This window comes from Sphingobium sp. BYY-5 (assembly GCF_022758885.1).
Taxonomy (GTDB): domain Bacteria; phylum Pseudomonadota; class Alphaproteobacteria; order Sphingomonadales; family Sphingomonadaceae; genus Sphingobium.
The window spans coordinates 946,568-971,312 of record NZ_JALEBH010000002.1 but is presented as its reverse complement, the minus strand read 5'-3'; the positions used below and the strand labels follow the sequence as shown (position 1 = coordinate 971,312).

The window sequence follows — 24,745 nt, the reverse complement described above, 5'->3', positions numbered from 1 at the left end:
CATGACCTCCCCCCTCTCCTACTGGCTGGCCAGCGCCCCCGCCTTTACCGGCGGGGCGCAAGGCGCGGTCGAGGGCAAGGTGGATGTCGCCATCATCGGCGGCGGTTTCACCGGGCTGTCGGCGGCGTTGGCGCTGGCCAAGCAAGGCGCGAGCGTCATACTGCTGGAGAGAGGCCGGGTGGCCGGAGAGGCTTCGGGACGCAATGGCGGCCAGTGCAACAACGGCACGGCCCACGATTATGGGGCGCTGTCCGCGCGGTTCAGCAAGGACATCGCCAAGGCCTATTATCGCGTCCATTGCGACGCGGTCGACCTGGTCGAACGGATCGCAGCGGAAGAAGGCATCGATTGCGCCTTTCGCCGGTGCGGCCGGGTGAAACTGGCGGCCAAGCCCGCCCATTATGACAAGCTGGTCCGCGCGCATGACCTGCTGGCGGCGGAAGTGGACGAGAATGTCCGGCTGGTGCCGCCCGAACGCATCGCTGAGGAAGTGGGGTCGGATGCTTTCCACGGCGCGCTGATCCAGACGACCAGCGCGCAACTCCATCCCGGACGTTTCGGCGTCGGCCTGGCCGAGGCGGCGGCGCGGGCAGGTGCGAAGATTTTCGAGAATGCAGAAGTGACCGGCATGGATCACGTGGCGGGCGGCTGGCGGGTGACGACGCCCAAGGGGCGGGTCGTGGCAGCGCAGCTGCTAGTCGCGACCGGCGGTGCGCCGGCCACCGCGCCCTTCGGCTTTTTCCGGCGACGGATTGTGTCGGTCGGCAGCTTCATCATCGCGACCGATCCGCTGGACGATGCGCTGGTCGACCGGTTGCTGCCGGGCCGCCGCAATTATGTGACCAGCAAGAATATCGGCAATTATTTCCGGCTGGCGCCTGACAATCGCCTGATCTTCGGCGGGCGCGCGCGCTTTGCGATCAGCGATCCCCGGTCGGACCAGAAGAGCGGGCGCATATTGGAACAGACGATGGGCGAGATGTTCCCCGCGTTGAAGAGCGTAGGCATCAGCCATGTCTGGGGCGGGATGGTGGACCTGACCGCCGACCGCCTGCCACGTGCGGGCGAACAAGACGGGCTATATTATTCCATGGGCTATAGCGGCCATGGCGTGCAGATGGCGACCTATATGGGGCAGCAGATGGCGCGGGTGATGGGCGGCGATGCGACCGCCAATCCCTGGGGTAATCTCGACTGGCCGAGCGTGCCGGGCCATTTCGGCAAGCCCTGGTTCCTGCCGATGGTGGGCCTGTGGTATAAATGGCAGGATCTGATCCATTGATGGAGGATTTCGCCGCCCTTTCCCGACGCGGGCTGATCGGCGCAGGGCTGGGCTGGGGCGCCGGGCTGCTGCTGCCTGAAGGCGCGCTGGCCGCCAGCAAGCCGCGCCGGGGCGGACGCATCCGCGTCGCCAGCCTCTCCAGCTCGACCGCCGACACGCTCGACCCGGCCAAGGGCGCGCTGTCGACCGACTATGTGCGCCATTATATGCTCTATAGCGGCCTGACCGTGATGGGCGGCGACCTGATCGCGCGCCCGGCGCTGGCCGAACGGATCGTGAGCAACGACCAGACCATCTGGCATATCCGGCTGCGCAAGGGCGTGACCTTTCACGATGGCGCGACGCTCACCGCGCAGGATGTGGTCTGGTCGCTGCTGCGGCACAAAAACCCCGCGACGGGTTCGAAGATGGCGCCGATCGCCGAACAGTTCGCGGAGGTGAAGGCGGCGGGCAAGCAGGATGTCATCATCCGCCTGATCGGCCCCAATGCCGATCTGCCCGCCATATTGGCGCAATCCCATTTCCTGATCCTGCGCGCGGGCACGCGCGATTTCAGCACCGCCAACGGCACCGGCCCCTATATGTGCACGCAGTTCCGGCCGGGCGTGCGGACGCTGGTGCGGCGCAACCCCAATTACTGGAAATCGGGCAAGGCCTGGCTGGACGAGATAGAGCTGATCGGCATTCCCGACGAGGTGAGCCGGGTCAACGCGCTGCTGTCGGGCGATGTGCAACTGGTGATTGCGGTCAATCCGCGATCGACCAAGCGGATCGTGGCGTCGCGCGGCCATGGATTGCTGGAAACCCAGTCGGGCCTCTACACCAACATCATCATGCGGCAGGACCAGTTGCCGACCGGCAACCCGCATTTCGTCGCCGCAATGAAGTATCTGATCGACCGGCCGCTGATCAAGCGGGCGCTCTATCGCGGTTATGCAACCATCGCCAACGACCAGCCGATCCCGCCCTTTCACCCCTATTATCGCGCCGACCTGCCGCAGACCGTACTCGATCTGGACAAGGCGCGCTGGCATCTGCAACGGGCGGGGCTGAGTGGGGTTCGCCTGCCGGTCTATGCCTCGCCAGCGGCGGACGGATCGGTCGACATGGCGTCGATATTGCAGGAATATGGGTCGCGGGTCGGCCTGAACCTCGCGGTCAATCGCGTGCCGGCGGACGGCTATTGGTCGACCCACTGGATGAAGCACCCGCTGGGCTTCGGCAACACCAACCCGCGCCCGACCGCCGACCTGCTGTTCAGCCTTTTCTACAAATCCGATGCGGCGTGGAACGAGAGCGGATGGAAGAATCCGCGTTTCGACCGGCTGTTGCTGGAAGCGCGGGGGGAATCCGATCAGGCCCGGCGCAAGCAGCTTTACGGCGAGATGCAGGGGCTGGTCCGCGCCCATTGCGGCGTGGGCATTCCGGTCTTCATCAGCCTGATCGACGGTTATGACCGGCGGCTCAAAGGGCTGCATCCCGTGTCGCTGGGCGGCCTGATGGGCTATCAGTTCGCAGAACATGTGTGGTGGGAAGGCTGATGGCAGGCGCTGCGACTTCCAGCGGCCTGAAGGCCGCGCTGGTCCTGATCGGCAAACGCTTTGCATCGTCGCTGCTGACGCTGTTCCTGGTGTCGGTGACGATCTTCGTCATCGCGCAATTGCTGCCCGGCGATGCCGCGCAGGAAGCGCTGGGGCAAAGCGCCACGGTCGAGCAGGTTGCGGCGCTGCGCCATGAAATGGGCCTCGATCGGCCCGCGCCGGTCCGTTACGCAAGCTGGCTGACGGGGATGCTGAGCGGCGATCCGGGCCAGTCGCTGGTCGCCAACATGCCGGTGTCCGAGGTGATTTCCAGCCGCCTGCCCAACAGCCTGCTGCTGGCCGCGCTGACGGCGCTGGTCGCCGTGCCCGTGGCGCTGGCGATCGGCATCGGATCGGCGATGAACAGGGGCGGACGGATCGACCGGGCGTTGAATATCGCCACTCTTTCGATGGTCGCGGTGCCCGAATTTCTGGTCGCGACGATCGCGGTGCTGATCTTTTCGGTCAAGCTGCGCTGGCTGCCCTCGATCGCTTTGGTGTCGGACGAGATGGGTTGGGGCGATTATCTGCGCGGGGTCGCCATGCCGATCCTGACCTTGAGCGTCATCGTCATCGCGCAGATGGCGCGGATGACGCGGGCGGCGGTGATCGACCAGATGGACCGGCCCTATGTCGAGATGGCAGTGCTGAAGGGCGTCGCGCCGGTGCAGGTCGTGCTGAAACATATCATGCCCAATGCGATCGCGCCGATCGTCAACGCCATGGCGCTGAGCCTGTCCTATCTGCTGGGCGGCGCGGTGATCGTGGAAACCATCTTCAACTATCCGGGGCTAGCCAGCCTGATGGTCAATGCCGTCACCAGCCGCGACATGCCGCTGCTCCAGGCCTGCGCGATGATATTTTGCGCCGCCTATCTGATCCTGATGCTGATCGCGGACGTGACCGCGATCCTCGCCAACCCCAGGCTGCGCGCGCAATGAGGATCGCCGCTCTCCGAAGGGTCAAAGCCCTGCCGCTGTCGGGCAAGATCGGCCTGACGCTGGTACTGTTCTGGCTGCTCGCCGCCTTGTTCGGGCCGATGCTGGCGCCCTATCCGGTTGGCGCGTTCGTCGCCTATGACGTGTTCGACGGATCGTCCGCCGCCCATATGCTGGGCAGCGACTATCTGGGCCGCGACGTGCTGAGCCGGTTGCTCTGGGGCGCGCGCTATACGGTGACGCTGGCCGCCGCCGCCGCGCTGCTGGCGAGCACGACCGGCACGGCACTGGCGCTCACCGCGGCGGTGGGCGGCCCCAAGGTGGACGAGCCGCTGTCGCGCTTCATGGACATGCTGATCTCCATTCCGTCGAAGATTTTCTCGCTGGTGCTGGTGGCGGCGTTCGGATCGTCGCTGCCGCTGTTGCTGCTGATCGCGGCGCTGACCTATGTGCCGGGCAATTATCGCATCGCCCGCGCGCTGGCGGTCAATCTGGCGCAGATGGACTATGTGCAGGTGGCGAAGGCGCGAGGCGAAGGGCGGTTTCACATCGCCATCGCCGAAGTCCTGCCCAACATGATCCACCCGCTGCTCGCCGATTTCGGGCTGCGCTTCGTGTTCATCGTGCTGCTGCTGTCGGGCCTCAGCTTCCTGGGGCTGGGCGTACAGCCGCCCGACGCCGATCTTGGATCGCTGGTGCGCGAGAATATTTCGGGGCTGGGCGAAGGCGCGCTCGCCATCCTCGCCCCCGCCGTGGCTATCGCCACGCTGACCGTGGGAGTAAACCTGCTGATCGATGCGCTGCCCGGTCAGGGGAAGCGTGTATGAGCGAGACCATCCATGTCGAGGTGAAAGACCTGACCGTCACCGCGCGCAATGCGGCGGGCGAGACATTTCCCATCGTCAGCGGCATCGATTTCGCGCTGAAGCGCGGCGAAGTGCTGGCGCTGATCGGGGAATCCGGGTCGGGCAAGACCACCATCGCGCTGACGCTGCTGGGCCATGCCCGGCCGGGCGCGACAATTGCGGGTGGCAGCATCCGCGTGGGCGACGCCGACATTCGTGCGCTCGACGCCAAGGGGCTTGCCAGCCTGCGCGGCAACCGCATCGCCTATATCGCGCAGAGCGCCGCGTCCGCCTTCAACCCGTCGCGCACCATCATGGATCAGGTTGTGGAACCGGCGCTGATCCACGGCCTGATGTCGCGCGCACAGGCCGAGACGAAAGCGGTTGAGCTGTTCCGCGCGCTCGCCCTGCCCTTCCCCGACACGATCGGGTCGCGCTACCCGCATCAATTGTCGGGCGGGCAGTTGCAGCGGCTGATGGCGGCGATGGCGCTGATCACCGATCCCGAACTGGTCATCCTGGACGAGCCGACCACCGCGCTGGACGTCACCACCCAGATCGAGGTGCTGCGCGCGTTCAAGGCAGTAGTGCTGGAGCGCGGGGCGACCGCCATCTACGTCTCGCACGACCTGGCAGTGGTGGCGCAGATGGCGGACCAGATCGTCGTGCTCAGTCAGGGGCGCATCCGCGAGGCGGGCGAGGCGGCCCAGATATTGCACGCGCCGACCGACGATTATACCCGAACGCTGATGGCCGCCGCGCGCCCGGCGATCCGGCCGACGCCCGCGAAGGCCAACCTGCCCTCCGCGCCGCTGCTGGAGATCCGGGGCATGACGGCGGGCTATGGCAAGATCAGCAAGGATGGACGGCCGCGCGTGCCGGTGCTGCGTGATATCAACCTGACGATCGAGCGCGGCGCGACGCTGGGGGTGATCGGCGAGTCCGGATCGGGCAAATCCACTATCGCGCGGGTCATTGCCGGGCTGTTGCCGCCCGCGAGCGGACAGGTGCTGCTGGACGGCGAACCGTTGCCGCCGGGTCTGGCCGGGCGCAGCCGCGAGCAGTTCCGCCGGGTGCAACTGGTGTTCCAGAATGCCGACACGGCGCTCAATCCCGCGCATAGCGTGGGGCAGATATTGGAGCGGCCGCTGGCCTTCTATCACGGCCTCAAGGGCAATGCCGCACACATGCGGGTGCTGGAGCTGCTCGATCTGATCCGCCTGCCTGCGAGCCTCATCGACCGCAATATCGGGGGTCTTTCCGGGGGCCAGAAGCAGCGCGTCAATCTGGCCCGCGCACTGGCCGCCGACCCGCAACTGATCCTGTGTGATGAGGTGACGTCGGCGCTGGATACGGTGGTGGGTGCGGCGATCCTCGACCTTATGGCGGAGCTGCGACGGGAACTGGGGATCGCGACCATGTTCATCAGCCATGATATTTCGACCGTGCGGGCGATCTGCGACGATATTCTTGTCCTCTATGCCGGGACGATGGTCGAGATGGGGCCGCGCGCGGCTTTTCAGGCGGCGCCCTTCCACCCCTATACCGACCTGCTGATCGGGTCGGTGCCGGAAATGCGCGCGGGCTGGCTGGAGGAAAGCCATGCCGGACAGTCGCCACCGCCGATCGGCATGGCCGGGGATCATCCCGACCTCTGCCGCTTCCTGCCCCGTTGCGCTGTGCGCGTGAATGGGCTTTGCAACACCACCCCGCCACCCCGCCATCCGCTGGATAAAGGATCGGCCGGGGTCAGCCGCATATTGTGCCACCATGGAGATGAAGGTTTGATCGCGTCATGAGCCGGTTCGTTCGACTGGGCGAAACCGATCGCCCATCTGTGACCCTATATGTCGACGGCCGGCCGGTCGAAGCATTGGAGGGCGATACGCTGATGGTCGCGCTGCTCGCCAGCGGCGGCACGCTGCGCCAGAGTGAGTTCGGGCCGGAGAAGCGGGCGGGATTCTGCCTGATGGGCGCGTGCCAGGATTGCTGGGTCTGGACCGAAAATGGCGACCGGTTGCGCGCCTGCTCCACATTGGCGGCACCCGGCCAGCGGATCGTCACCAGCCAGCCGGAGGCGTCATGGCCCAGCCACGGATAATCATCGTCGGCGCGGGACCGGCTGGCACGCGCGCAGCGCAGGCCTGCGTGGAGGCAGGACTACGGCCCGTGGTCATCGACGAGGGACGGCGTGACGGAGGACAGATCTATCGGCGACAGCCCGATCATTTCACCAGGTCCTATGCCAAGCTCTACGGCACCGAAGCAGGGCGGGCGCAGGCAGTGCATGGCGCGTTCGATATGATCCGGGACCGCATCGACTATCGGCCCGAAACGCTGGTGTGGAACATTGCGGGCCGCCATGTCTGGACAGCGAGAGCGACGGGTCAGGACGCTCTGCCGTTCGATGCGCTGCTGCTCTGCACCGGGGCGACCGATCGGCTGATGCCGATCAAGGGCTGGAACTTCGCGGGCGCCTATAGCCTGGGCGGCGCGCAGGTGGCGCTCAAGTCGCAAGCCGTGTCGATCGGGCACAGGGTCGTGTTCATGGGGTCGGGACCGCTGCTCTATCTGGTCGCCAGCCAATATGTGGAAGCGGGCGCAAATGTCGCGGCGGTGCTGGACACATCGCCCTTCTCCACGCGGATAAGGGCCTTGCCGGACCTGCTGGCGATGCCGTCGGTACTGTGGAACGGGGTGAAGCTGACGCAGGCGCTGAAGCGAGCGGGCGTGGCGATGCATCATGGCGTGACGCCGGTGGAGATCATAGGCGATCCCGAAACGGGAGTCAGCGGTCTTCGATTCCGCGATGGCAGAGGCACGGAACGAGACATTGCCTGCGATGCGGTGGCGATGGGCTATCATCTGCGGCCCGAAACGCAGTTGGCCGATCTGGCGCGTTGCGCCTTCTCCTTCGATCCCCTCACCCGGCAATGGCTGCCCGACCGCGACGGCGACGGGCGCGCGAGTGTCGAAGGCATCTATCTGGCGGGCGACGGCGCCAAGATATTGGGCGCGCGGTCGGCCGAAGCGAGTGGGAAGTTGGCGGCGCTGGCGGCCCTGGACGATCTGGGCCTGCCGGCAAACAAGGGCGAGATGACGGCGTTGCGCGGCGATGTCGCGACTTATGCGAAGTTCGCGCGCGGGCTGGCCACGGCTTTCCCCTGGCCGGTCAAACAGGCTGCCGATCTGCCCGACGAGGCGATCTTGTGCCGCTGCGAGGGCGTGACGGCGGGCGACCTGCGTGGCGTTATGCGCGAAACGGGCGCGCAGGAAGCGAACCGGGCCAAGGCGTTCAGCCGGGTCGGCATGGGCCGCTGCCAGGGGCGCTATTGCGGCCTGGCCGCCGCAGAGCTGATCGCGGCGGAAGCCGGCATCCCGGTCGAACAGGTCGGGCGTTTGCGCGGACAGGCGCCGGTCAAGCCGCTGACCATCGCGATCGGAGAAGAAGAATGAGCGGCGCGAGCGACGTCATCATCGTGGGCGGCGGGCTGATGGGATCGTCGGCCGCCTTGTTCCTGCGCGGTCATGGGCTGTCGGTCACTTTGCTGGAAACCGATCTGATCGGGCGGCAGGCGAGCGGCACCAATTTCGGCAATGTGCGCCGTCAGGGGCGGCCGTTCCATCAACTCCCGCTCGCCAATCGCGCCATCGCCATCTGGCGCAAGTCGCGCGAATTGCTGGGCGCGGAGGTCGAATATCTCCAGTCGGGGCATATCCGTGTCTGCTATCGCGAGCGGCCCGAACTGGTCGGCGCGATGGAGGATTATGCCGAAAAGGCACGACTGGAAGGGCTGGATCTCGAACTGCTGAGCGGCAATGCGCTGCGCAGCAAATTCCCCTTCTTCGGGCCGGACGTGTTGGCCGGTTCCTATTCGGCGCTGGATGGCCACGCCAATCCGCGCCTAGCCGCCCCTGCCTTCGCCCGTGCCGCGCAGAAACTAGGCGCGGTGGTGCATGAGAATACGAAGATCGTCGACGCGCAGAAGCTGGGCGAGGATTTCGTTGTCACGGCGGCGGACGGGCGGACTTTCCGCGCGCCAATCCTGCTGGTGACGGCGGGCGCGTGGGGCAATACGCTGTCCTCGCAATTCGGCGAACCGGTGCCGATCATCCCGCGCGGCCCGAATATGAGCGTCACCGAGCCGGTGCCCTATGCGATCCATCCCGCCGTCGGCGTGATGACGCCGCTGGAGGAGGAAACGGTCTATTTCCGCCAGGTGGCGCGCGGTAATATCGTGCTGGGCGGCAGCACGCGTGGGCCGTCCTTCCCCGACCAGTATCGCGCCTATGTCGAACCGCAAAATACGCTGAGCCAGTTGAAGCAGATCCGCCGGCTCGCGCCGCAACTGGGCAAGCTCAACATCATCCGCGTCTGGTCCGGGATCGAGGGATATATGCCCGACAGCCAGCCGGTCATGGGACCGAGCGCCACAACCAGCGGGCTTTATTATGCGTTCGGCTTTTCAGGATCGGGCTTCCAGATCGGGCCAGGCGTGGGCGAGACGATGGCGGAAATCATCGCCAAGAGCGCGACGGATATCCCGATGGAACCGTACAGGATCGGACGGTTTGCTGACCAGCAATAAAGTGAAGATTCATCGGGACGGAGGCCATCGGCGCGCCGCATGGAGCAAACGCAAAATGCGTATTTCGCTCTCGGCCACATCATAGACCAATATATAATTGCGGTGCGCCACCAGTTCACGTGTCCCCGCGACCCGCCCCGGCCGGCCCATGGCAGGATGATCGGCCAGGGAGGGCCTTTTCCGAGAACAGACCATCGAGCCTGAGCGCGGCGCGAGGATTGCGTGCTTCGACATAGTCATAGATGGCGTCGCGGTCGGCGACCGCCTCCGCCGTCCAGCGCAGTCTCATTCTCCGCTATCGATCTTCCGCAGGGTGGCGGCCCGTCGCGCGGCGAAATGCGCCTCGACATCTTCCCCGGAGGTCATCGCACCGTCCTGTGCGGACACGCGCCCGGCTTCGACTTGACGTCGGAACCAGGCGTCATGAGAATCTTCCAGTTGATCGTGTCGCACAACGTCGCGCATGAAATCGCGCAACAACTGAGCACCGGACCGATCTCGCGCCTTGGCGACGCGCGCAAACTGGCTCTTCAACTGTTCGTCGACGCGAAAGGTAAATGTTGCCTCATTCACGGCGTCATCATTCCATGTTTTGCCAACAAAGTGCAATGTAACACATGGAATGATGACGCCAAAGGATCAAAATTCGATCAGCGCCGTCTTGGTCTTGAGGTTCGCCATATAGGCTTCGCGGCCCAGATCCTTGCCGATGCCCGATTGTTTATAGCCGCCCGTCGGCAGGATGAAGTCGTTGCTACGACCATAGCGGTTGACCCAGATCGTGCCCGCCTCCAGTGCGCGGGTGGCGCGGAGCGCCTTGGCCACGTCGCCGGTATGGACGCCTGCGGCCAGGCCATAGTCGCTGTCATTGGCCAGCGTATAGGCCTCCGCCTCATCGGTGAAGGTCTGGACGGTCAGCACGGGACCGAAAACCTCACCCTGCACCACCTCGCTCTTCTGATCGACATTCGCGAGCAGGGTCGGCGCGAAATAGCTGCCTTCCTGCGGCGCAGTGGCCCGGCCGCCGCCCGCCAGCAGTTCGGCACCGTCCGCCACCGCGCGCTTGACGATGCCTTCCATGCGATCGAGCTGACCTTCGGAAATGATCGGACCCAGCGTCGTGTCGCTGCGCCAGGTCGGCCCCGCCTTGTGCGCGGCGAAGGCGGACAGGATGCGGTCGATCACCTGGTCGGCGACCTTATCCTGCACCAGCAGCCGCGATCCGGCGACGCAGACCTGCCCGGCGTTGAGCGTGATAGCGCGCGCGACCAAGGCCGCCGCCTTGTCGATCCCAGCATCGGCGAAGACGATCTGCGGACTCTTGCCGCCCAGTTCCAGTGTGACCGGCTTCGGCCCGGTCTGCGCGCAGGCCGCCATGATCGCAGCTCCGGTACAGGTCGAGCCAGTGAAGGTGACTTTCGCTACTTCGGGACGACGCACCAGCGGATCGCCGACCGATCGGCCATCCCCCTGCACAATGTTGAAAACGCCAGCGGGCAGCCCCGCCTCGATCGCCAGTTCAGCCAGGCGCACGATGCTGAAGGGCGTCATTTCCGAGGGCTTCAATACCACCGAATTGCCCGCCGCGATGGCGGGTGCGATCTTCCAGCCGGCCATGACCAGCGGCAGGTTCCACGGCGCGATCGCCGCGACCACGCCATAGGGTTCGGCGATGGTGAAGCCGAGCTTGTCGGGCGTGGTGGCCGCGACTTCGCCGCCGACCTTGTCGGCCCACTCCGCGAAGAAGCGGATCGTTTCGGCGGTATAGCTCAGATCCCAGGCATTGATTTCGTTGATCGTCCGGGTCGAACCCAGCGCTTCCAGCGGCGCGAGTTGAGCGGCATCCGCCTCGATCAGGTCAGCCCAGCGACGCAGCACCTTCATCCGCCCGCGCGGGTCGGCCTGCGCCCAGCCGCTGCCCTTGTAGGCGGCCTGCGCATTTTCAACCGCCTGGGCAAGCTGGTCCGCGTCCACACTGTCGAGATCCGCCTGCACCCGACCGTCCGAAGGACGGCGGACGGCGATCGCCGCGCCGCGCCCTTCCACCCGGCGGCCGCCGATGAAATTATTCGCCTGCGCCACGCTGATCTGATCGGGGTCGAAACCGGTCACGGCCCTTGTCTCCTTATTCGGACTTCGCGGCAGAATAGGCGTGCACGACGGCATTTGTGGCGATTGCACAGGAAAATCCGCGCGATATTCTTCCAAAAACAGGACGAAGGCAGCAGCCAATGCTTGGCGCGGCCCCCTAATGTCCGGCTACCGATTCCGACCAACCCTTTCCGCCAAGGAGCAAGACGCATGGCGACAGGCATAGAGGCGATGGTGACCCTGCGGCGCATGACCGTCGAGGACCTCACCGCCGCCCATGGACTTTCCAGCGAGCAGAAATGGCCCCACCGTATCGAGGATTGGGAGATGCTGCTGAGCATGGGCTTCGGCTATGTCGCCGAGCGTGATGGCCCAGATCATCAAAAGCCAGATCATCAAAAGGAGGTGATCGGCACGGCCATGGCGTGGCTCTATGGCACGGATGCCGCAACGCTGGGCATGGTGATCGTGTCACCTCAGGCCCAGGGCATGGGCGTCGGCCGCCGGCTGATGGATGCGGTGCTGGGCGATCTGGACGGGCGCACCGTGTTGCTCAACGCCACCGACGAAGGCGCGCCGCTCTATCGCAAGCTGGGTTTCATGCCCGTAGGCCCGGTGTTCCAGCATCAAGGCGCGGCGTTTGCCGTCCCGATGGCCGAGTTGATCCCCGACGAACGGGTCCGGCCGCTGGGCAGCAAGGATATGGCGACGCTGCGCGATCTGGCGCAACGCGCCACCGGCATGAATCGCGACGCTCTGCTCGACGCGCTCGTCCCGGGCGCCCAGGGCGTGGTGTTGACGCGCCGCAACGAGCCGGTGGGCTTCGCGCTCTTCCGCCGCTTCGGGCGAGGCTATGTGGTGGGACCGACCATCGCCCCGGATACAGGCGGGGCGCGGGCGCTGATCTCCCACTGGCTGGGGTCCAATGCGGGCATGTTCTGCCGGCTCGACGTGCCGGAAGAAAGTGAGCTGTCGACCTGGCTCGATGCGCTGGGCCTGCCCTGTGTAGGTCGGGTGATGCGCATGGTGCGCGGCCCGATGCCCAAGGCTGACCCAACCGTCACCACCTTTTCCCTCACCACGCAGGCGCTCGGATGACCCTTTCGCTCACCAATCCCGCTCTCTTCATCGAACAGGCCTTCATCGGCGGCCAATGGACCGGCGTCGCGTCCGGCGCCTGCGTTCCGGTCGACAACCCCGCCACCGGTGCGATTATCGGCACCGTGCCCGATTGCGGCGAGGCCGAGACGCAGGCCGCCATTACTGCGGCCGAGGCCGCCTGGCCGGCGTGGCGCGCGAAGACCGCCGGCGAACGCGCAGCGCTGCTGGAGCGATGGCACGCTTTGGTGCTGGAGAATATCGCAGACCTTGGCCGCATCATGACCGCGGAACAGGGCAAGCCGATCGCGGAGGCCGAAGGCGAAATCCGTTATGCGGCGAGCTTCATCAAATGGTTCGCCGAAGAAGCCCGCCGCATCGACGGCGGCATCATCCCCGCACCCGAAGCCAATCGTCGCATCCTGCTGATGAAGGAACCGGTCGGCGTGTCCGCGGCGATCACGCCGTGGAACTTCCCGGCGGCGATGATCACCCGCAAATGCGCGCCCGCTTTGGCGGCAGGATGTCCGGTGGTCGTGAAGCCGTCCGAACTCACCCCATTTTCCGCGCTGGCGCTGGCGAAGCTGGCGGAGCAGGCGGGTTTCCCCGCAGGGGTGTTCAACGTCGTCACCGGTATGCCGGCCGCGATCGGCGGGGCGCTGACCGCCAGTCCGGTAGTGCGCAAATTGTCCTTCACCGGATCGACGCGGGTGGGATCGCTGCTGATGCGGCAATGCGCCGATACGGTGAAGCGGGTGAGTTTCGAACTGGGCGGCAATGCGCCGCTGATCGTGTTCGACGACGCCGATATCGACATCGCCGTCGCCAGCGCGATGGTCAGCAAGTTCCGCAATGCGGGCCAGACCTGCGTCTGCGCGAACCGCATCCTGGTGCAGGACGGCGTGTATGACGCCTTTGCCGAGAAGCTGGCCAAGGCGGTCGCCGCGCTCCGGGTCGCGCCGGGTGACCAGGCGGGCAGCACGATCGGTCCGCTCATCAACGCCGCCGCCGCCGACAAGGTGAAGGCGCATATCGACGACGCGCTGGCGCATGGCGCGACGCTGTTCGCCCAGGCGCCCGAAGGCACCACCGGCGAGCGTTTCGCGACGCCTGTCATCCTGACCGGCGCGACCCGCGACATGCGGCTGGCGGAGGAGGAGACGTTCGGCCCGGTCGCGCCGCTGTTCCGCTTCACCCATGAAGAGGAAGGCATCGAACTCGCCAACGCCACCAGCTATGGCCTGGCCAGCTATTTCTATACCGAGAATCTCCACCGCGCCTTCCGCGTGGCGGAGCGGCTGGAGGCGGGCATGGTCGCGCTCAACAGCGGATCGATCGCGATGGAGGTCGCACCGTTCGGCGGGGTCAAGATGTCGGGTCTGGGCCGCGAAGGCGCCCATGCGGGAATCGAGGAATATCTGGAGACCAAGGCGTTCCATATTGCGGGGCTGAAACTTTAATCCCCTCTACCTCCATTCGGGCTGAGCCTGTCGAAGCCTCGTTCTTGTTCTTGAAGTGAAGTGCAGCCCTTCGACAGGCTCAGGGCGAACGGGAGTAAATTATGTCCGCCACCAACCGCGCCTACAATATCTCCGTCATCCCCGGCGATGGCATCGGCAAGGAAGTCATGCCCGAAGGCATCCGCGTGCTGGAGCGCGCGGCGAGCCTCTATGGCTTCACCATCGAGCAGACATGGCAGGATTTCGCCTGCTGCGATTATTATGCCAAACATGGCCAGATGATGCCCGACGATTGGAAGGCGCGGATCGGCAATCCCGATGCGATCTTCTTCGGCGCGGTCGGCTGGCCCGACACGGTGCCCGATCATATCTCGCTATGGGGATCGCTGCTCCAGTTCCGACGCGAATATGATCAATATGTCAATCTGCGCCCCGTCCGCCTGATGCCAGGCGTCCCCTGCCCGCTGGTCGGGCGCGAGCCGGGCGACATCGATTTCTGGGTGGTGCGCGAGAATACGGAAGGGGAATATAGCTCCGTCGGCGGCAAGATGTTCCCCGGCACCCCGCGCGAGGTGGTGATCCAGGAAACGGTGATGACCCGCCACGGCACCGACCGCGTGCTGCGCTATGCGTTCGAGCTGGCGGCGGCGCGCGAGCGCAAGCATGTCACGTCCGCCACCAAGTCCAACGGCATCGCCATCACCATGCCCTGGTGGGACGAGCGGGTGGAGGAGATGGCGAAACATTATCCCACCGTCACCCATGACAAATATCATATCGACATATTGACCGCGCAGTTCGTGCTGAACCCGGACCGGTTCGACGTGGTGGTGGCGTCCAACCTGTTCGGCGACATCCTGTCCGATCTCGGCCCAGCCTGCACCGGCACGATCGGGGTTGCGCCGTCGGGCAATATCAACCCGGACCGCACCGCGCCCTCACTGTTCGAGCCGGTGCATGGTTCCGCCCCCGACATTGCGGGCAAGGGGATTGCGAACCCGGTCGGCCAGATATGGTCGGCGGCGATGATGCTGGAGCATCTGGGCGAGGCGGACGCCGCCGCCGCGATCATGCGCGCGGTCGAAACCGTGCTGGCGGAGCCGGGCCTGCGCACCGGCGACCTGAAGGGCAAGGCAAGCACCATCGAATGCGGCAAGGCGATCGCCAACGCGCTGGCGTGAAATAGGAAATCATACGCTTAACTTCGCACATTTCCTGCTGAATCAGACATTTTGTTGCGCTGGCCTGATCCTATCGGAAAGTGTCCCAGCGATAGAGAGAGGGGCGTCCCGGATGGGGCGGCCTTCTCCTTTTCCATACCATATCCGGCCGCCTGTAGGACAGCGGCATATTATGCTGCGATGCTTTGCGATTAAGCGCGGGGACGGTCGCCATGTGTCCCATATCGGGCTTTCGCTCTGCCGCATGAGACTAGGCTAATCGTAAGACCCACAATGGCGAGCCTGCTGATGACTCTGCAATCCAACCGGTCCTTGCTGGACATCGACCGCGACCACCTGATCCACCCCGTCACCTCCTTCCGTGGGCATGAGGCGCATGGCGCGCTGCTGCTGGAAAGCGGCAAGGGCATGTGGCTGAAGGATATGGACGGCAAGGAATTGCTGGACGCCTTTGCCGGCCTGTGGTGCGTCAATGTCGGCTATGGCCAGGACAGCATCGTCGAGGCGGCGGCCGAGCAGATGCGCCGCCTGCCCTACGCCACCGGCTATTTCCATTTCGGCAGCGAGCCGGCGGTCAGGCTGGCGCAACGCCTGGTCGATATCAGCCCGGAGGGGCTGGATCATGTCTATTTCACCCTGGGTGGGTCGGACGCGGTGGACAGCGCGATCCGCTATATCACCCATTATTATAACGCGATCGGCAAGCCGGCGAAGAAGCAGTGCATCGCCCTGGAGCGGGGCTATCATGGGTCCAGCACGACAGGCGCGGGCCTGACGGCGCTCGCCAATTTCCATCGCGGCTTCGACCTGCCGCTGCGCTGGCAGCATCATATCGCGTCACCCTACCCCTATCGCAGCGATCTGGAGGGGGATGACGCCGCGATCATCGCCCGGTCGGTGCAGGAGTTGAAGGACAAGGTGGCGGAACTGGGCGCGGACAATGTCGCCACCTTCTTCTGCGAACCGATCCAGGGTTCAGGCGGCGTGATCGTGCCGCCGGTCGGTTGGCTCAAGGCCATGCGCGAGGCCTGCACCGAACTGGACATATTGTTCGTGACGGATGAGGTCATCACCGGCTTCGGCCGCACCGGGCCGATGTTCGCCTGTGACGCGGAAGATGTCACGCCCGACCTCATGACCCTCGCCAAGGGGCTGACCGCCGGCTATGTGCCGATGGGCGCGCTACTGATGTCGGACAAGATATATCAGGGCATCGCCAATGGCGCGGCGCCGGACATCGCGATCGGCCATGGCGCCACCTATTCGGGCCATCCGGTCAGCGCGGCGGTGGGGCTGGAAGTGCTGCGCCTCTATACCGAGGGCGGCATATTGGCGAACGGGCAGAAGGTCGCCGCGCGCTTCGACACCGGGATGGCGGGCATTGCCGACCATCCGATGGTCGGCGACACGCGCGGACGCGGCCTGCTGGGCGCGATCGAACTGGTCGCGGACAAGGGCAGCAAGGCGCGGTTCAACCCCGCGCTGAAACTGGCCGATCGGCTGTTCGCCAAGGGATATGAGAATGGCGTCATTTTCCGCGCCTTTGCCGACAATATCATCGGGCTTGCGCCGGCGCTCTGCGCGTCCGATGAAGAGATGGACATGATCTTCGCCCGCATCCGCAAAACGCTCGACGACCTGCTCGAAGAGGCGGATATTCGCGCGGCGATAGGATAATATATAAAGGGGAAGCAGGGATATGTTGGGCGGACCCAGACTGGACAGGATCGACCTCAAGATACTGACGCAGCTTCAGCTATCGGGCCGCATCACCAATGTCGAGCTGGCCGATGCGGTCGGCCTGTCCCCCAGCCCCTGCCTCACCCGCGTCAAGCGGCTGGAGAAGGCGGGCTACATCACCGGCTATGGCGCGCATATCAACCTGCACAAGCTGGGCGAATATCTGACCGTCTTTACCGAAGTGACGCTGACCGAGCATCGGGCGGGGGACTTTTCCCGGTTCGAGACGCGCATCCGCAAGCTGGACGAAATCGTCGAATGCCATCTGGTCAGCGGCGGATACGACTATCTGCTGAAATTCGTGACGCGCGGCGTGGCGCATTATCAGTCGATCATCGAAGGGATGCTGGAAAGCGATTACGGTATCGAGAAATATTTCAGCTACGTCGTCATCAAGTCACCCTTCATCAAGCATCATTATCCGATCCAGCACCTGTTCGGCGAGCAGCGATAGGGTTTGATGAGGATGCTCCCCGGCGAAGGCCGGGGTCCAGACTGTGATAGAGGGACAAGTTCGAACTATGACCGACATTGCCGACCTGATCGAGCCGCTCGTCGCGTTCCGCCGCGACATCCATGCGCATCCCGAGCTTGGTTTCTGCGAGCATCGCACCGCCGGGCGCATCGCCGAGCAACTCCGCGCGCTGGGGCTGGAGGTGCATGAGGGGATCGGCAGGACCGGCGTCGTCGGCGTCCTGAGCAACGGCACGTCCGGCCGCAGCATCGGATTGCGCGCGGACATGGATGCGCTGCCGATCCATGAGCAGACCAACCTGCCCTATGCCAGCAAGACGCCGGGCAGCTTCCATGGATGCGGCCATGACGGCCATGTCGCGATGCTGCTGGGCGCGGCGCAGCATTTGGCGCGGACGCGGAACTTCGATGGGACGGTGAACTTCTTCTTCCAGCCCGCCGAGGAAGGCCAGGGCGGCGCGCGGGAGATGGTCAATGAGGGACTGTTCGAACGCTTCCCATGCGACCGCGTGTTCGGCCTACACAACTGGCCCGACCTGCCCGCCGGTACGATCGCCACGCGACCCGGCCCGATCATGGGGGCGGCCGACAAGTTCGAGATCCGCCTGGAAGGGCGCGGCGGTCATGCCGCGATCCCGCAGGATACGCCGGACGCCATTCTTGCTGCAGCGTCATTGGTGCAGCAATTGAACGCCATCGTGTCGCGCCGGATCGCGCCGACCGCGTCGGCCGTGCTGTCGATCACCCAGATCCATGGCGGGCATACGCATAATGTGATCCCGGAAGTGGTGACGATTTCCGGGACGGTGCGCACGTTCGATCCCGCCGTGCAGGACCGGATCGAGGCGTCGATCCGGCAGGTAGCGGCGGGTGTCGCGCAAGCGGGCGACCTGACCGCGACGGTCGATTATCAGCGTTACTATCCCGCGACGATCAACGATGCGGAGGCCGCGCAGGAAGCGCTGGACGCCGCGGCAACCGTGGGCGAAGCAAAGCTGGCGCCCGATCCCGCTTTCACGTCGGAGGATTTCGCCTTCATGCTGCAGGCGTGCAAGGGCGCCTATATCTGGTTGGGCCAGGCGAAGGCCGAAGGGTCGGCGCCGCTGCACAATCCGCATTATGACTTCAACGACGATGTGCTGGGGATTGGCATACGCCTGCATGTCGCGCTGGCCGAGCGGCATCTGGGCTGAAGAACGACCACCGTCAGAACCAGAACCGGATGCCCATCACCAGGCTGGTGGCCGACGCCCCCTCTCCTGCGGCACGGGCATAGCGGGCGGTATCGCCCAGCTTGCGTTCCCAGTTGACGCCGACATAGGGAGCGAACTCGCGGGCGAACTCGTAGCGCAGGCGCAAGCCCAGTTCGATGTCGGAGACGCCCGAGCCGATCCCGAGTTCGGGCACATCCTGCGCGGCGATGTTCACTTCGGCGGCGGGTTGCAGGATCAGGCGCTGCGTCAGGCGCTGGTCATAGCTGCCCTCGACGCGCAGATGGGCATCGCCCTTGTCGGAGAGGAAGGCCTGGGCCTCCAGTTCGAACCAATAAGGGGCGAGGCCTTCGATACCGATGGTGGCGTAAGTGCGCTGCGGCTGGGGGCGGAAATCCTGGCGTACGCCGGCGACGATGTTCCACCACGGGTCGATGGCGCGGCTGTAGAGCGCCTGGAGTTCGGCGCTTTCGAGGCGACCGCCAACGTCCCCCTCCCCTTCCGACTTGATCGCGAGGCGGTTGATATCGCCGCCGATCCAGCCTTCGCCCTCCCAATGATAGCCGTCCCCACCCTTTTGGGCGCGATATTCGAGGCGGTCGATCATGAGCTGGGAGAAAGTCATGCCGCCGCTTTCCTTGAGCATCGCGGCGCGGGCGCGGGCCATGACGGCGGGATCGTAAAAAACCTCGGCGGCATGGTCGGTGGGGACGAGTGGGGCGACGCCCTGCGGAATGGCATCGTCGGTCGCGGGCGCGCCGTGGCCGGCATGGGGATCGACGGGCTGCTCCGGCGACGGGACTTCCTGTGCCGGCGGCATCTGGTGCGCGCCATGATCCATCTGGCTATGGTCCATCGTCTGCGCCAATGCGGGCGGGACGGTCGTGAGGATCAGCGCTGCGGCGCAGATCAAGCGCTTCATGCCACCTCTCCTTCGCGGCGCACGGTCACGACGCGCATCATCCCGGCGTGCATGTGCATCAGCATGTGGCAGTGAAAGGCCCAGTCGCCCAGCGCATCGGCGGTCAGGTCGAAGCTGATCCTGCCGCCGGGCAGGACGTTCACCGTATGCTTGCGCGGATTATGGTCGGCATCCCCGGTCACGAGTTGGAAGAAATGGCCGTGGATATGGATGGGGTGCGGCATCATCGTGTCGTTGATGAGGTTCACGCGCACGCGCTCCATATGGCGGAACGGGATCGGATCGGCGCCGTCCGACAGCTTCACCCCGTCGAAGGACCACATATAGCGTTCCATATTGGCGGTCAGATGGATGTCGAGCGTGCGCGTGGGCGTGCGGGTGTCGCCATTGGGTTCGAGCGACCGCAGGTCGGCATAGGTGAGGACGCGATGGTCCACATCCTCAAGGCCCGTGGGCCGGTCGGCGGTACGATCCGCCGGCATGGGAGAGAGGGTCGCGACGCCCGGCCCCATCGGCACGTTCGGCGCGACGGAAGGATCGAGCATCTTCATGCTATGGCCCGACATGCTGTCATTGGCGGGCTGGCTCAAATCGATGACGCCCCCCTGCCCCATATCCATGCCAGACATGTCCATCCCCATATCCTTCATCGTCAGCAGCGGGCGCTGACGCAGTTCGGGAATGGGCGCGGCCATGCCGATCTGCGGCGCGAGCGTCGCGCGGACCAGGCCGGAACGGTCGATGGCTTCGGCGATCAGGCCATAGGGCTTCGCCTCGGTCGGCTGGACGATGATGTCGTAGGTTTCGGCGATGCCGATCTGGAACTCGTCGGTTTCGACCGGCTGGACATGCTGGCCGTCGCACTGGACCACGGTCATGGGGAGGCCGGGCAGGCGGACGTTGAAATTGGTCATGGCCGAGGCGTTGACGATGCGCAGGCGAACGCGCTCGCCGGGGGTGAACAGGCCGGTCCAGTTTTCCGCCGTGCCATGGCCGTTCACCAGGAAGCTGTAGGTGGAGCCGGTGACGTCCGAAATGTCGGTGGGGTCCATCCGCATCTTGCCCCAGTCCTTCCGGTCCCTGGCGCTCTGGTCCTTGCCCTTGAGCAGGCTGGCCAGCGTCTGGCGCTGCATATTATAATAGCCGCCCGACTGCTTGAGGCGTTTCAGCAGCACATGGGGATGAACCGGACTCCAGTCGGCGAGCACGATGACATGCTCACGATCGCTAACCACCGGATCGGGACCGGCGGGGTCGATCACGATCGGGCCATAATGGCCCATCGCCTCCTGCATTCCGGAATGGCTGTGATACCAGTAGGTGCCCGACTGGCGGATCGGAAATTCATAGGTGAAGGTTTCCTGCGGGCGGATGCCGGGGAAGCTGATGCCCGGTACGCCGTCCATCTGGAAGGGGACGATCAGGCCGTGCCAGTGGATCGACGTGTCTTCTTTCAGGTTGTTGGTGACGGCGAGGCGGACAGTCTGCCCTTCCCGCAGGCGGATGAGCGGCGCGGGGACGGTGCCGTTGATGGTGATCGCATGGGCCGATCGACCGCCGGTGCCGAAATGGCTTGTCCCCACGGTCAGCGCGATATTATCGCCAGAAAGCACGCCAGGCGCGGGGCGCAGGCCGGGCGTGCCGCTACGCGCCCAGGCGGGAAAGGCCTGGGCCAGGCCGAGGGCGGCGGCGCTTTTGAAGAGGGTGCGGCGATTGAGGGACAATATCGTCATGCCCCATCATACGCGAGCGGGCGGCCAATCCCTCAAAATTTCCGTCAATTTGGCGCGGGCGCGATAGAGGCGGGTTTCGACCGCCTTTTCGGTGACGCCCAGCACCTGCGCCGCTTCCGCCTGGTTCATCCCTTCGATCGCGCGGAGGAGCAGCACGTCCTTGAGGGTCACGGGCAATGACGCGATAGCGGCATTGATGCGGGCGATTTCACGGTTCGAATGCGCGGCCTCTTCGGGCGTGGCGTCGAGGGTCGCGATGTCGAGCGCATCGTCGATGGGCCTGGCGAAGGTGAAGAAACGACGAACCGCACGCCGCCGCGCCCAGTCGCGGCATTTGTTGAGCGCGATCCGCGCGATCCAGACGCGAAAAGGGCGCGATCCATCATAGCGGGCGAGCGCGGCGAAGGCGGCGACGAACGTCTCCTGCGTGATGTCGAGCGCTTCGTCGCTGTCACCGACATGGCTGCGCGCCAGCCGATAGACCGCATCGCGATGCCGCTGCATCAGCGCGCCATAGGCCGATTGCTGCCCCGCCAGCGCGCGGGCGGCGAGCGCACGATCGTCGGGGTCCGACCCGCTCACCTTATTGGGTTGACTGGGCAGGCTGGGTCAGCGCCTTGACGATGGCGGCGTCGAATTGCGACGCCTGATCCGGGCGCAACACACCGCGCATCGCAAAGATATGCTGGAGCGTTTCCTTCTGAAGCTGGCCCATCACATGATGCGAACGGTCGACGGCTTCGCTGACTTTCGGACCATAGCCATGTTCGGCGGCGATGGCGTCGGCCAGCCGTTGATTGTCCGCGCGCATTTCCGCCTCCAGCGCCTCGCGACGTGTGGCGAAGGCGGCCTCCAGGTCATGGATGCGCTGTTCCTGCGCCGCGTCGAGCGTCAGCCGCTGATGCAGCAGGGCATGGACTTCACTCTCCACCCGCGGCGCGGGGGCGAGCCAAATGCGCGCGACCAGCACCGCCGCCAGCGCTGCGGCAAAGGCGACCAGCGCGACGAGGAAATAGCGCCGGACGCTCATTGGCCGAGCAGGCGCGAAGGCGCATAGTCGGACATGCCGATCGGCACCGACGACGCCTGCGCCGGGGCGGCCGGCACGATGCTGCCCGCCCAGCCGATACCGATCGCCAGCACACCCGCGAGCATCAGGCTGCGCCGCGCGGTCGTCCGGTCGCGACGGTGGGCAAGGCCGCTCATGACGGCAGCGTTCATATCCTCCAGCCGTGCATCGGTGGGCATCCCCCGCACCGCGTCGAGCATCCGGTCCAGATCGGTCATCGCTTCAATCTCCATCCTCATGGCCCTATACGCGCATGACACGTCCACCCCTCGGAACAAGACGCGGAAAATTATGCGCATGGGATGAGGGGTCCGACAAGTCCATGCGTAAACGTTCCTGACCACCCTGATGGAGACACCGACATGACCCGTTATTTCCTGACCGCCGCCGCCGCTTTTGCGCTGGCCCTGCCCGGCGTGGCGAGTGCGCACAGCAAGCTCGTTTCGGCCAACCCGGCCGCCAATGCGACCATCGCCAAGCCGACCCGGCTGACGCTGACCTTTTCCGAAACCTTCCTGGCGCCGATGAGCGGCGTGGACCTGACGATGACCGGGATGCCGGGCATGGCCAGTCACGAACCGATGCCGATCAAGGGCTTCAAGACCAGCGTCGGCCCGGACGGCAAGACGCTGATCGTTACCTTGCCCCGCGCGCTGCCCGCCGGCAGCTATGACCTGAAATGGCATATCGTCGGCGCCGACCAGCACAAGATGGAAGGCGGCTACAGCTTCACGGTCAAGTAAGCCGCGATGACCGAGGGGGCTTTGATCGGCGCGCGCTTCGCGCTGATGCTGGACCTTGCCATGCTCATGGGCCTGCCGTTGTTCTGGTGGGCGATGGGCATGGCGGGGCAGCGATGGGTGCTGGCCGCGCTGGCCGCCATGGGCATGGCGCTGTCGGTGCTGTGGCTGATGGCGAGCGTGGCGGCGATGACCGGCACGCCGATCACTTCCCCCGATTGGGCGAGCGCCCGGATATTGCTGACGATGACGCCGATCGGGTCGGTGGCGGCGGTGCGCGGTGCGGCGTTGCTGGTCGCGCTGGGCGCGACCGCCTTGCCGCGCGGGGCGCGATGGGCGCTTGCGCCAGGCGCGATTGCCGCCGCGACATTGGCATGGACGGGTCATGCAGGGGCGACCGAAGATGGTGCCGGGTCGCTCCACCGTGCTGCCGATATCGCGCATATCTGGGTGGCGGCAGGATGGATCGGCGCGCTCGCGGTGCTGCTTCATGCCGTATCGAGGCTGCGCGCGAAGGACGATATGCCTCGCGTGGCGGCGATGCTGGCGCGCTTTTCGCTGATGGGGACGCTGATCGTCGCGACGCTGGTCGTGACCGGGGCGATCAACGCGATCATGATCGTGGGGCTGGCGCAATTGCCCGCGCTGGCCGGCAGCCGCTATGGCTGGCTGCTGGGCGCCAAGCTGGCGCTGTTCGGGCTGATGCTGGGGCTGGCGGCGGCCAATCGCTGGTGGCTGACCCCGGCTTTGGAAGCGGGCGGGACGCCGCAGCGCGCGATCGCACATCTGCGGCTGTCGCTGCTGGTGGAAACAAGCGCCGCCCTTGCCATCATCGGCCTTGTCGCCTGGCTGGGGACGCTCGATCCGATGGCTTAGAGTTTGTTTGAAAATGCGCAGAAGGGCGCATTTTCAGTACCGCACCAGCCCTCTCCCCCACCCGGCCACCCATAGAATACTGCCGTTGGGCGGCCGGGTGGGGGAGAGGGCCGGTGCCGCAATGCGCCGATAGGCGCATCCCAGACAGCCTCTTACACCGGGCGGTAGATGCAGTAGACCTTCTTCACGTCGACGCGGCTGTCCCAACTGCAACTGGCGCCCTGTTCGACCAGGAAGATGTCGCCCTTGTCGAACGTGCCTTCCACCCCGGCTTCATCGACGAAGGTGACGCTACCATCCAGTAGATACATGAGTTCGAAATGGCCGTAGCGCATGGCGCGGCGGTGATAGGGGGTCGAATCCCAGGTGCCGGCCATGAATTCACCATCCTCCGACTTCCAGTCGCTATGGTTGCGGCATTGGGGCGTCGAACCGACCAGCAGTTCGGCGAGCGGCGCGCCCGAGGGTTCGAGCGGGGCGTCGGCATCGACCGGAATGATCGCACCATCGCTCACCGGACCGCCGGTACGGCGGATGAAGAGAAGGCGGCTGTCGCTCTCCGCCGTCCAGGCGAAGGCCGCGCCGCTGCGCAGGACCAGGCTGTCGCCTTCGTTCAGCGTGACAGCGAGATCGCCCTGCGCGATGCGGACGGCGCCGGACGCCAGGATGACGAACTCGTCGGCGGGCATCGCATCGACCATGCCCGCGCCCTGTGGCAGGGCGATGAGGCCGGCGGTGATCGGCCCTTCCGCCAGCGGCAATTGCGCGCGTGTGGCAAGGAAGGGATCGCCCTCCCCGGCCCTGACGGCCGCACCGGCGGCCCAGGCGCGCAGATCGATGAAGCTGCGGGTCAAAGTCTCGTTCGTCATGGCGGCCTTTCCTGTTGGATCGGTCGCAGGATAATCCGCCCCGCACG

The 24,745-nt window shown here is 65.4% G+C and carries 26 protein-coding genes; 16 read left to right on the top strand and 10 right to left on the bottom strand.

Annotated elements, in window-relative coordinates:
* Position 1: 1 nt before the first annotated feature.
* Genes MOK15_RS20335 through MOK15_RS20300 form a run of 8 tightly spaced genes read left to right on the top strand, consistent with a single transcriptional unit; the run spans position 2 to position 9,234 of the window.
* The gene (locus MOK15_RS20335; RefSeq protein WP_242933503.1) at positions 2–1,282 is read left to right on the top strand and encodes an FAD-binding oxidoreductase; all 1,281 of its coding nucleotides are present in this window, start codon (positions 2–4) and stop codon (positions 1,280–1,282) included.
* Positions 1,282–2,823 carry an ABC transporter substrate-binding protein gene (locus MOK15_RS20330; RefSeq protein ID WP_242933502.1) on the top strand — a complete coding sequence of 514 codons (1,542 nt, stop codon included), beginning with the start codon at positions 1,282–1,284 and terminating at the stop codon, positions 2,821–2,823. Before MOK15_RS20335 ends, MOK15_RS20330 begins: the two co-directional genes overlap by 1 nt.
* A complete protein-coding gene (locus MOK15_RS20325) occupies positions 2,823–3,803 on the top strand; it encodes an ABC transporter permease (protein ID WP_242933501.1) in 981 nt (326 codons plus the stop codon). Before MOK15_RS20330 ends, MOK15_RS20325 begins: the two co-directional genes overlap by 1 nt.
* On the top strand, positions 3,800–4,627 hold the full coding sequence (locus MOK15_RS20320; RefSeq protein ID WP_242933500.1) for an ABC transporter permease: 828 nt from the start codon (positions 3,800–3,802) through the stop codon (positions 4,625–4,627). Before MOK15_RS20325 ends, MOK15_RS20320 begins: the two co-directional genes overlap by 4 nt.
* Positions 4,624–6,444 carry an ABC transporter ATP-binding protein gene (locus tag MOK15_RS20315; protein WP_242933499.1) on the top strand — a complete coding sequence of 607 codons (1,821 nt, stop codon included), beginning with the start codon at positions 4,624–4,626 and terminating at the stop codon, positions 6,442–6,444. The genes MOK15_RS20320 and MOK15_RS20315 overlap by 4 nt, the downstream gene beginning before the upstream one ends.
* Entirely contained in the window at positions 6,441–6,746 is a 306-nt protein-coding gene (locus tag MOK15_RS20310; RefSeq protein WP_242933498.1) for a (2Fe-2S)-binding protein, read from the top strand. Before MOK15_RS20315 ends, MOK15_RS20310 begins: the two co-directional genes overlap by 4 nt.
* Positions 6,728–8,101 carry an NAD(P)/FAD-dependent oxidoreductase gene (locus MOK15_RS20305; RefSeq protein WP_242933497.1) on the top strand — a complete coding sequence of 458 codons (1,374 nt, stop codon included), beginning with the start codon at positions 6,728–6,730 and terminating at the stop codon, positions 8,099–8,101. The genes MOK15_RS20310 and MOK15_RS20305 overlap by 19 nt, the downstream gene beginning before the upstream one ends.
* Positions 8,098–9,234 (top strand): FAD-binding oxidoreductase, encoded by a 1,137-nt coding sequence (locus MOK15_RS20300; RefSeq protein WP_242933496.1) that lies wholly within the window; start codon positions 8,098–8,100, stop codon positions 9,232–9,234. Before MOK15_RS20305 ends, MOK15_RS20300 begins: the two co-directional genes overlap by 4 nt.
* 9 nt (positions 9,235–9,243) lie before the next feature.
* Here MOK15_RS20300 and MOK15_RS20295 read toward each other — a convergent pair whose 3' ends face one another.
* The 4 genes from MOK15_RS20295 to MOK15_RS20280 all read right to left on the bottom strand — a co-directional run bounded on the left by MOK15_RS20295 (position 9,244) and on the right by MOK15_RS20280 (position 11,346).
* A complete protein-coding gene (locus tag MOK15_RS20295) occupies positions 9,244–9,384 on the bottom strand; it encodes a type II toxin-antitoxin system RelE/ParE family toxin (RefSeq protein WP_242933495.1) in 141 nt (46 codons plus the stop codon).
* The gene (locus MOK15_RS20290) at positions 9,350–9,523 is read right to left on the bottom strand and encodes a type II toxin-antitoxin system RelE/ParE family toxin (RefSeq protein WP_242933809.1); all 174 of its coding nucleotides are present in this window, start codon (positions 9,521–9,523) and stop codon (positions 9,350–9,352) included. The genes MOK15_RS20295 and MOK15_RS20290 overlap by 35 nt, the downstream gene beginning before the upstream one ends.
* Complete coding sequence (locus MOK15_RS20285) at positions 9,520–9,807, bottom strand: antitoxin of toxin-antitoxin stability system (protein ID WP_242933494.1); 288 nt, start codon at positions 9,805–9,807, stop codon at positions 9,520–9,522. The genes MOK15_RS20290 and MOK15_RS20285 overlap by 4 nt, the downstream gene beginning before the upstream one ends.
* 66 nt (positions 9,808–9,873) lie before the next feature.
* Complete coding sequence (locus MOK15_RS20280; RefSeq protein ID WP_242933493.1) at positions 9,874–11,346, bottom strand: aldehyde dehydrogenase family protein; 1,473 nt, start codon at positions 11,344–11,346, stop codon at positions 9,874–9,876.
* A gap of 189 nt (positions 11,347–11,535) precedes the next feature.
* Here MOK15_RS20280 and MOK15_RS20275 point away from each other — a divergent pair, with 189 nt between their 5' ends.
* The 6 genes from MOK15_RS20275 to MOK15_RS20250 all read left to right on the top strand — a co-directional run bounded on the left by MOK15_RS20275 (position 11,536) and on the right by MOK15_RS20250 (position 18,471).
* Positions 11,536–12,423 carry a GNAT family N-acetyltransferase gene (locus tag MOK15_RS20275; RefSeq protein ID WP_242933492.1) on the top strand — a complete coding sequence of 296 codons (888 nt, stop codon included), beginning with the start codon at positions 11,536–11,538 and terminating at the stop codon, positions 12,421–12,423.
* Positions 12,420–13,883, top strand: coding sequence for an NAD-dependent succinate-semialdehyde dehydrogenase (locus MOK15_RS20270; protein WP_242933491.1), 1,464 nt, complete (start codon positions 12,420–12,422; stop codon positions 13,881–13,883). The genes MOK15_RS20275 and MOK15_RS20270 overlap by 4 nt, the downstream gene beginning before the upstream one ends.
* 101 nt (positions 13,884–13,984) lie before the next feature.
* Positions 13,985–15,064: a tartrate dehydrogenase gene (locus MOK15_RS20265; RefSeq protein ID WP_242933490.1), complete on the top strand. Its 1,080-nt coding sequence runs from the start codon at positions 13,985–13,987 to the stop codon at positions 15,062–15,064.
* Positions 15,065–15,337: 273 nt separating this feature from the next.
* On the top strand, positions 15,338–16,741 hold the full coding sequence (locus MOK15_RS20260) for an aspartate aminotransferase family protein (RefSeq protein ID WP_242933489.1): 1,404 nt from the start codon (positions 15,338–15,340) through the stop codon (positions 16,739–16,741).
* Positions 16,742–16,763: 22 nt separating this feature from the next.
* Entirely contained in the window at positions 16,764–17,258 is a 495-nt protein-coding gene (locus MOK15_RS20255; RefSeq protein ID WP_242933488.1) for a winged helix-turn-helix transcriptional regulator, read from the top strand.
* Positions 17,259–17,325: 67 nt separating this feature from the next.
* Positions 17,326–18,471, top strand: a complete 1,146-nt coding sequence (locus MOK15_RS20250; RefSeq protein WP_242933487.1) for a M20 aminoacylase family protein — start codon at positions 17,326–17,328, stop codon at positions 18,469–18,471.
* Between the two features lie 13 nt (positions 18,472–18,484).
* Here the strand turns inward: MOK15_RS20250 and MOK15_RS20245 are convergent, their stop codons facing one another.
* The 5 genes from MOK15_RS20245 to MOK15_RS20225 are packed head-to-tail and all read right to left on the bottom strand — an operon-like array spanning position 18,485 to position 22,431.
* Positions 18,485–19,411 carry a copper resistance protein B gene (locus tag MOK15_RS20245; protein ID WP_242933486.1) on the bottom strand — a complete coding sequence of 309 codons (927 nt, stop codon included), beginning with the start codon at positions 19,409–19,411 and terminating at the stop codon, positions 18,485–18,487.
* Positions 19,408–21,144, bottom strand: coding sequence for a copper resistance system multicopper oxidase (locus MOK15_RS20240; RefSeq protein ID WP_242933485.1), 1,737 nt, complete (start codon positions 21,142–21,144; stop codon positions 19,408–19,410). The genes MOK15_RS20245 and MOK15_RS20240 overlap by 4 nt, the downstream gene beginning before the upstream one ends.
* A 6-nt stretch (positions 21,145–21,150) precedes the next feature.
* On the bottom strand, positions 21,151–21,726 hold the full coding sequence (locus MOK15_RS20235; protein ID WP_242933484.1) for a sigma-70 family RNA polymerase sigma factor: 576 nt from the start codon (positions 21,724–21,726) through the stop codon (positions 21,151–21,153).
* A 1-nt stretch (position 21,727) separates the two neighbouring features.
* Positions 21,728–22,174 carry a periplasmic heavy metal sensor gene (locus MOK15_RS20230; protein WP_242933483.1) on the bottom strand — a complete coding sequence of 149 codons (447 nt, stop codon included), beginning with the start codon at positions 22,172–22,174 and terminating at the stop codon, positions 21,728–21,730.
* Positions 22,171–22,431 (bottom strand): hypothetical protein, encoded by a 261-nt coding sequence (locus MOK15_RS20225; protein WP_242933482.1) that lies wholly within the window; start codon positions 22,429–22,431, stop codon positions 22,171–22,173. The genes MOK15_RS20230 and MOK15_RS20225 overlap by 4 nt, the downstream gene beginning before the upstream one ends.
* 144 nt (positions 22,432–22,575) lie before the next feature.
* Here MOK15_RS20225 and copC point away from each other — a divergent pair, with 144 nt between their 5' ends.
* The gene (gene copC / locus MOK15_RS20220; RefSeq protein ID WP_242933481.1) at positions 22,576–22,956 is read left to right on the top strand and encodes a copper homeostasis periplasmic binding protein CopC; all 381 of its coding nucleotides are present in this window, start codon (positions 22,576–22,578) and stop codon (positions 22,954–22,956) included.
* Between the two features lie 6 nt (positions 22,957–22,962).
* Complete coding sequence (copD, locus tag MOK15_RS20215) at positions 22,963–23,829, top strand: copper homeostasis membrane protein CopD (RefSeq protein ID WP_242933480.1); 867 nt, start codon at positions 22,963–22,965, stop codon at positions 23,827–23,829.
* A 152-nt stretch (positions 23,830–23,981) separates the two neighbouring features.
* Here the strand turns inward: copD and MOK15_RS20210 are convergent, their stop codons facing one another.
* Positions 23,982–24,698, bottom strand: a complete 717-nt coding sequence (locus MOK15_RS20210) for a cupin domain-containing protein (RefSeq protein ID WP_242933479.1) — start codon at positions 24,696–24,698, stop codon at positions 23,982–23,984.
* Positions 24,699–24,745 lie beyond the last annotated feature (47 nt).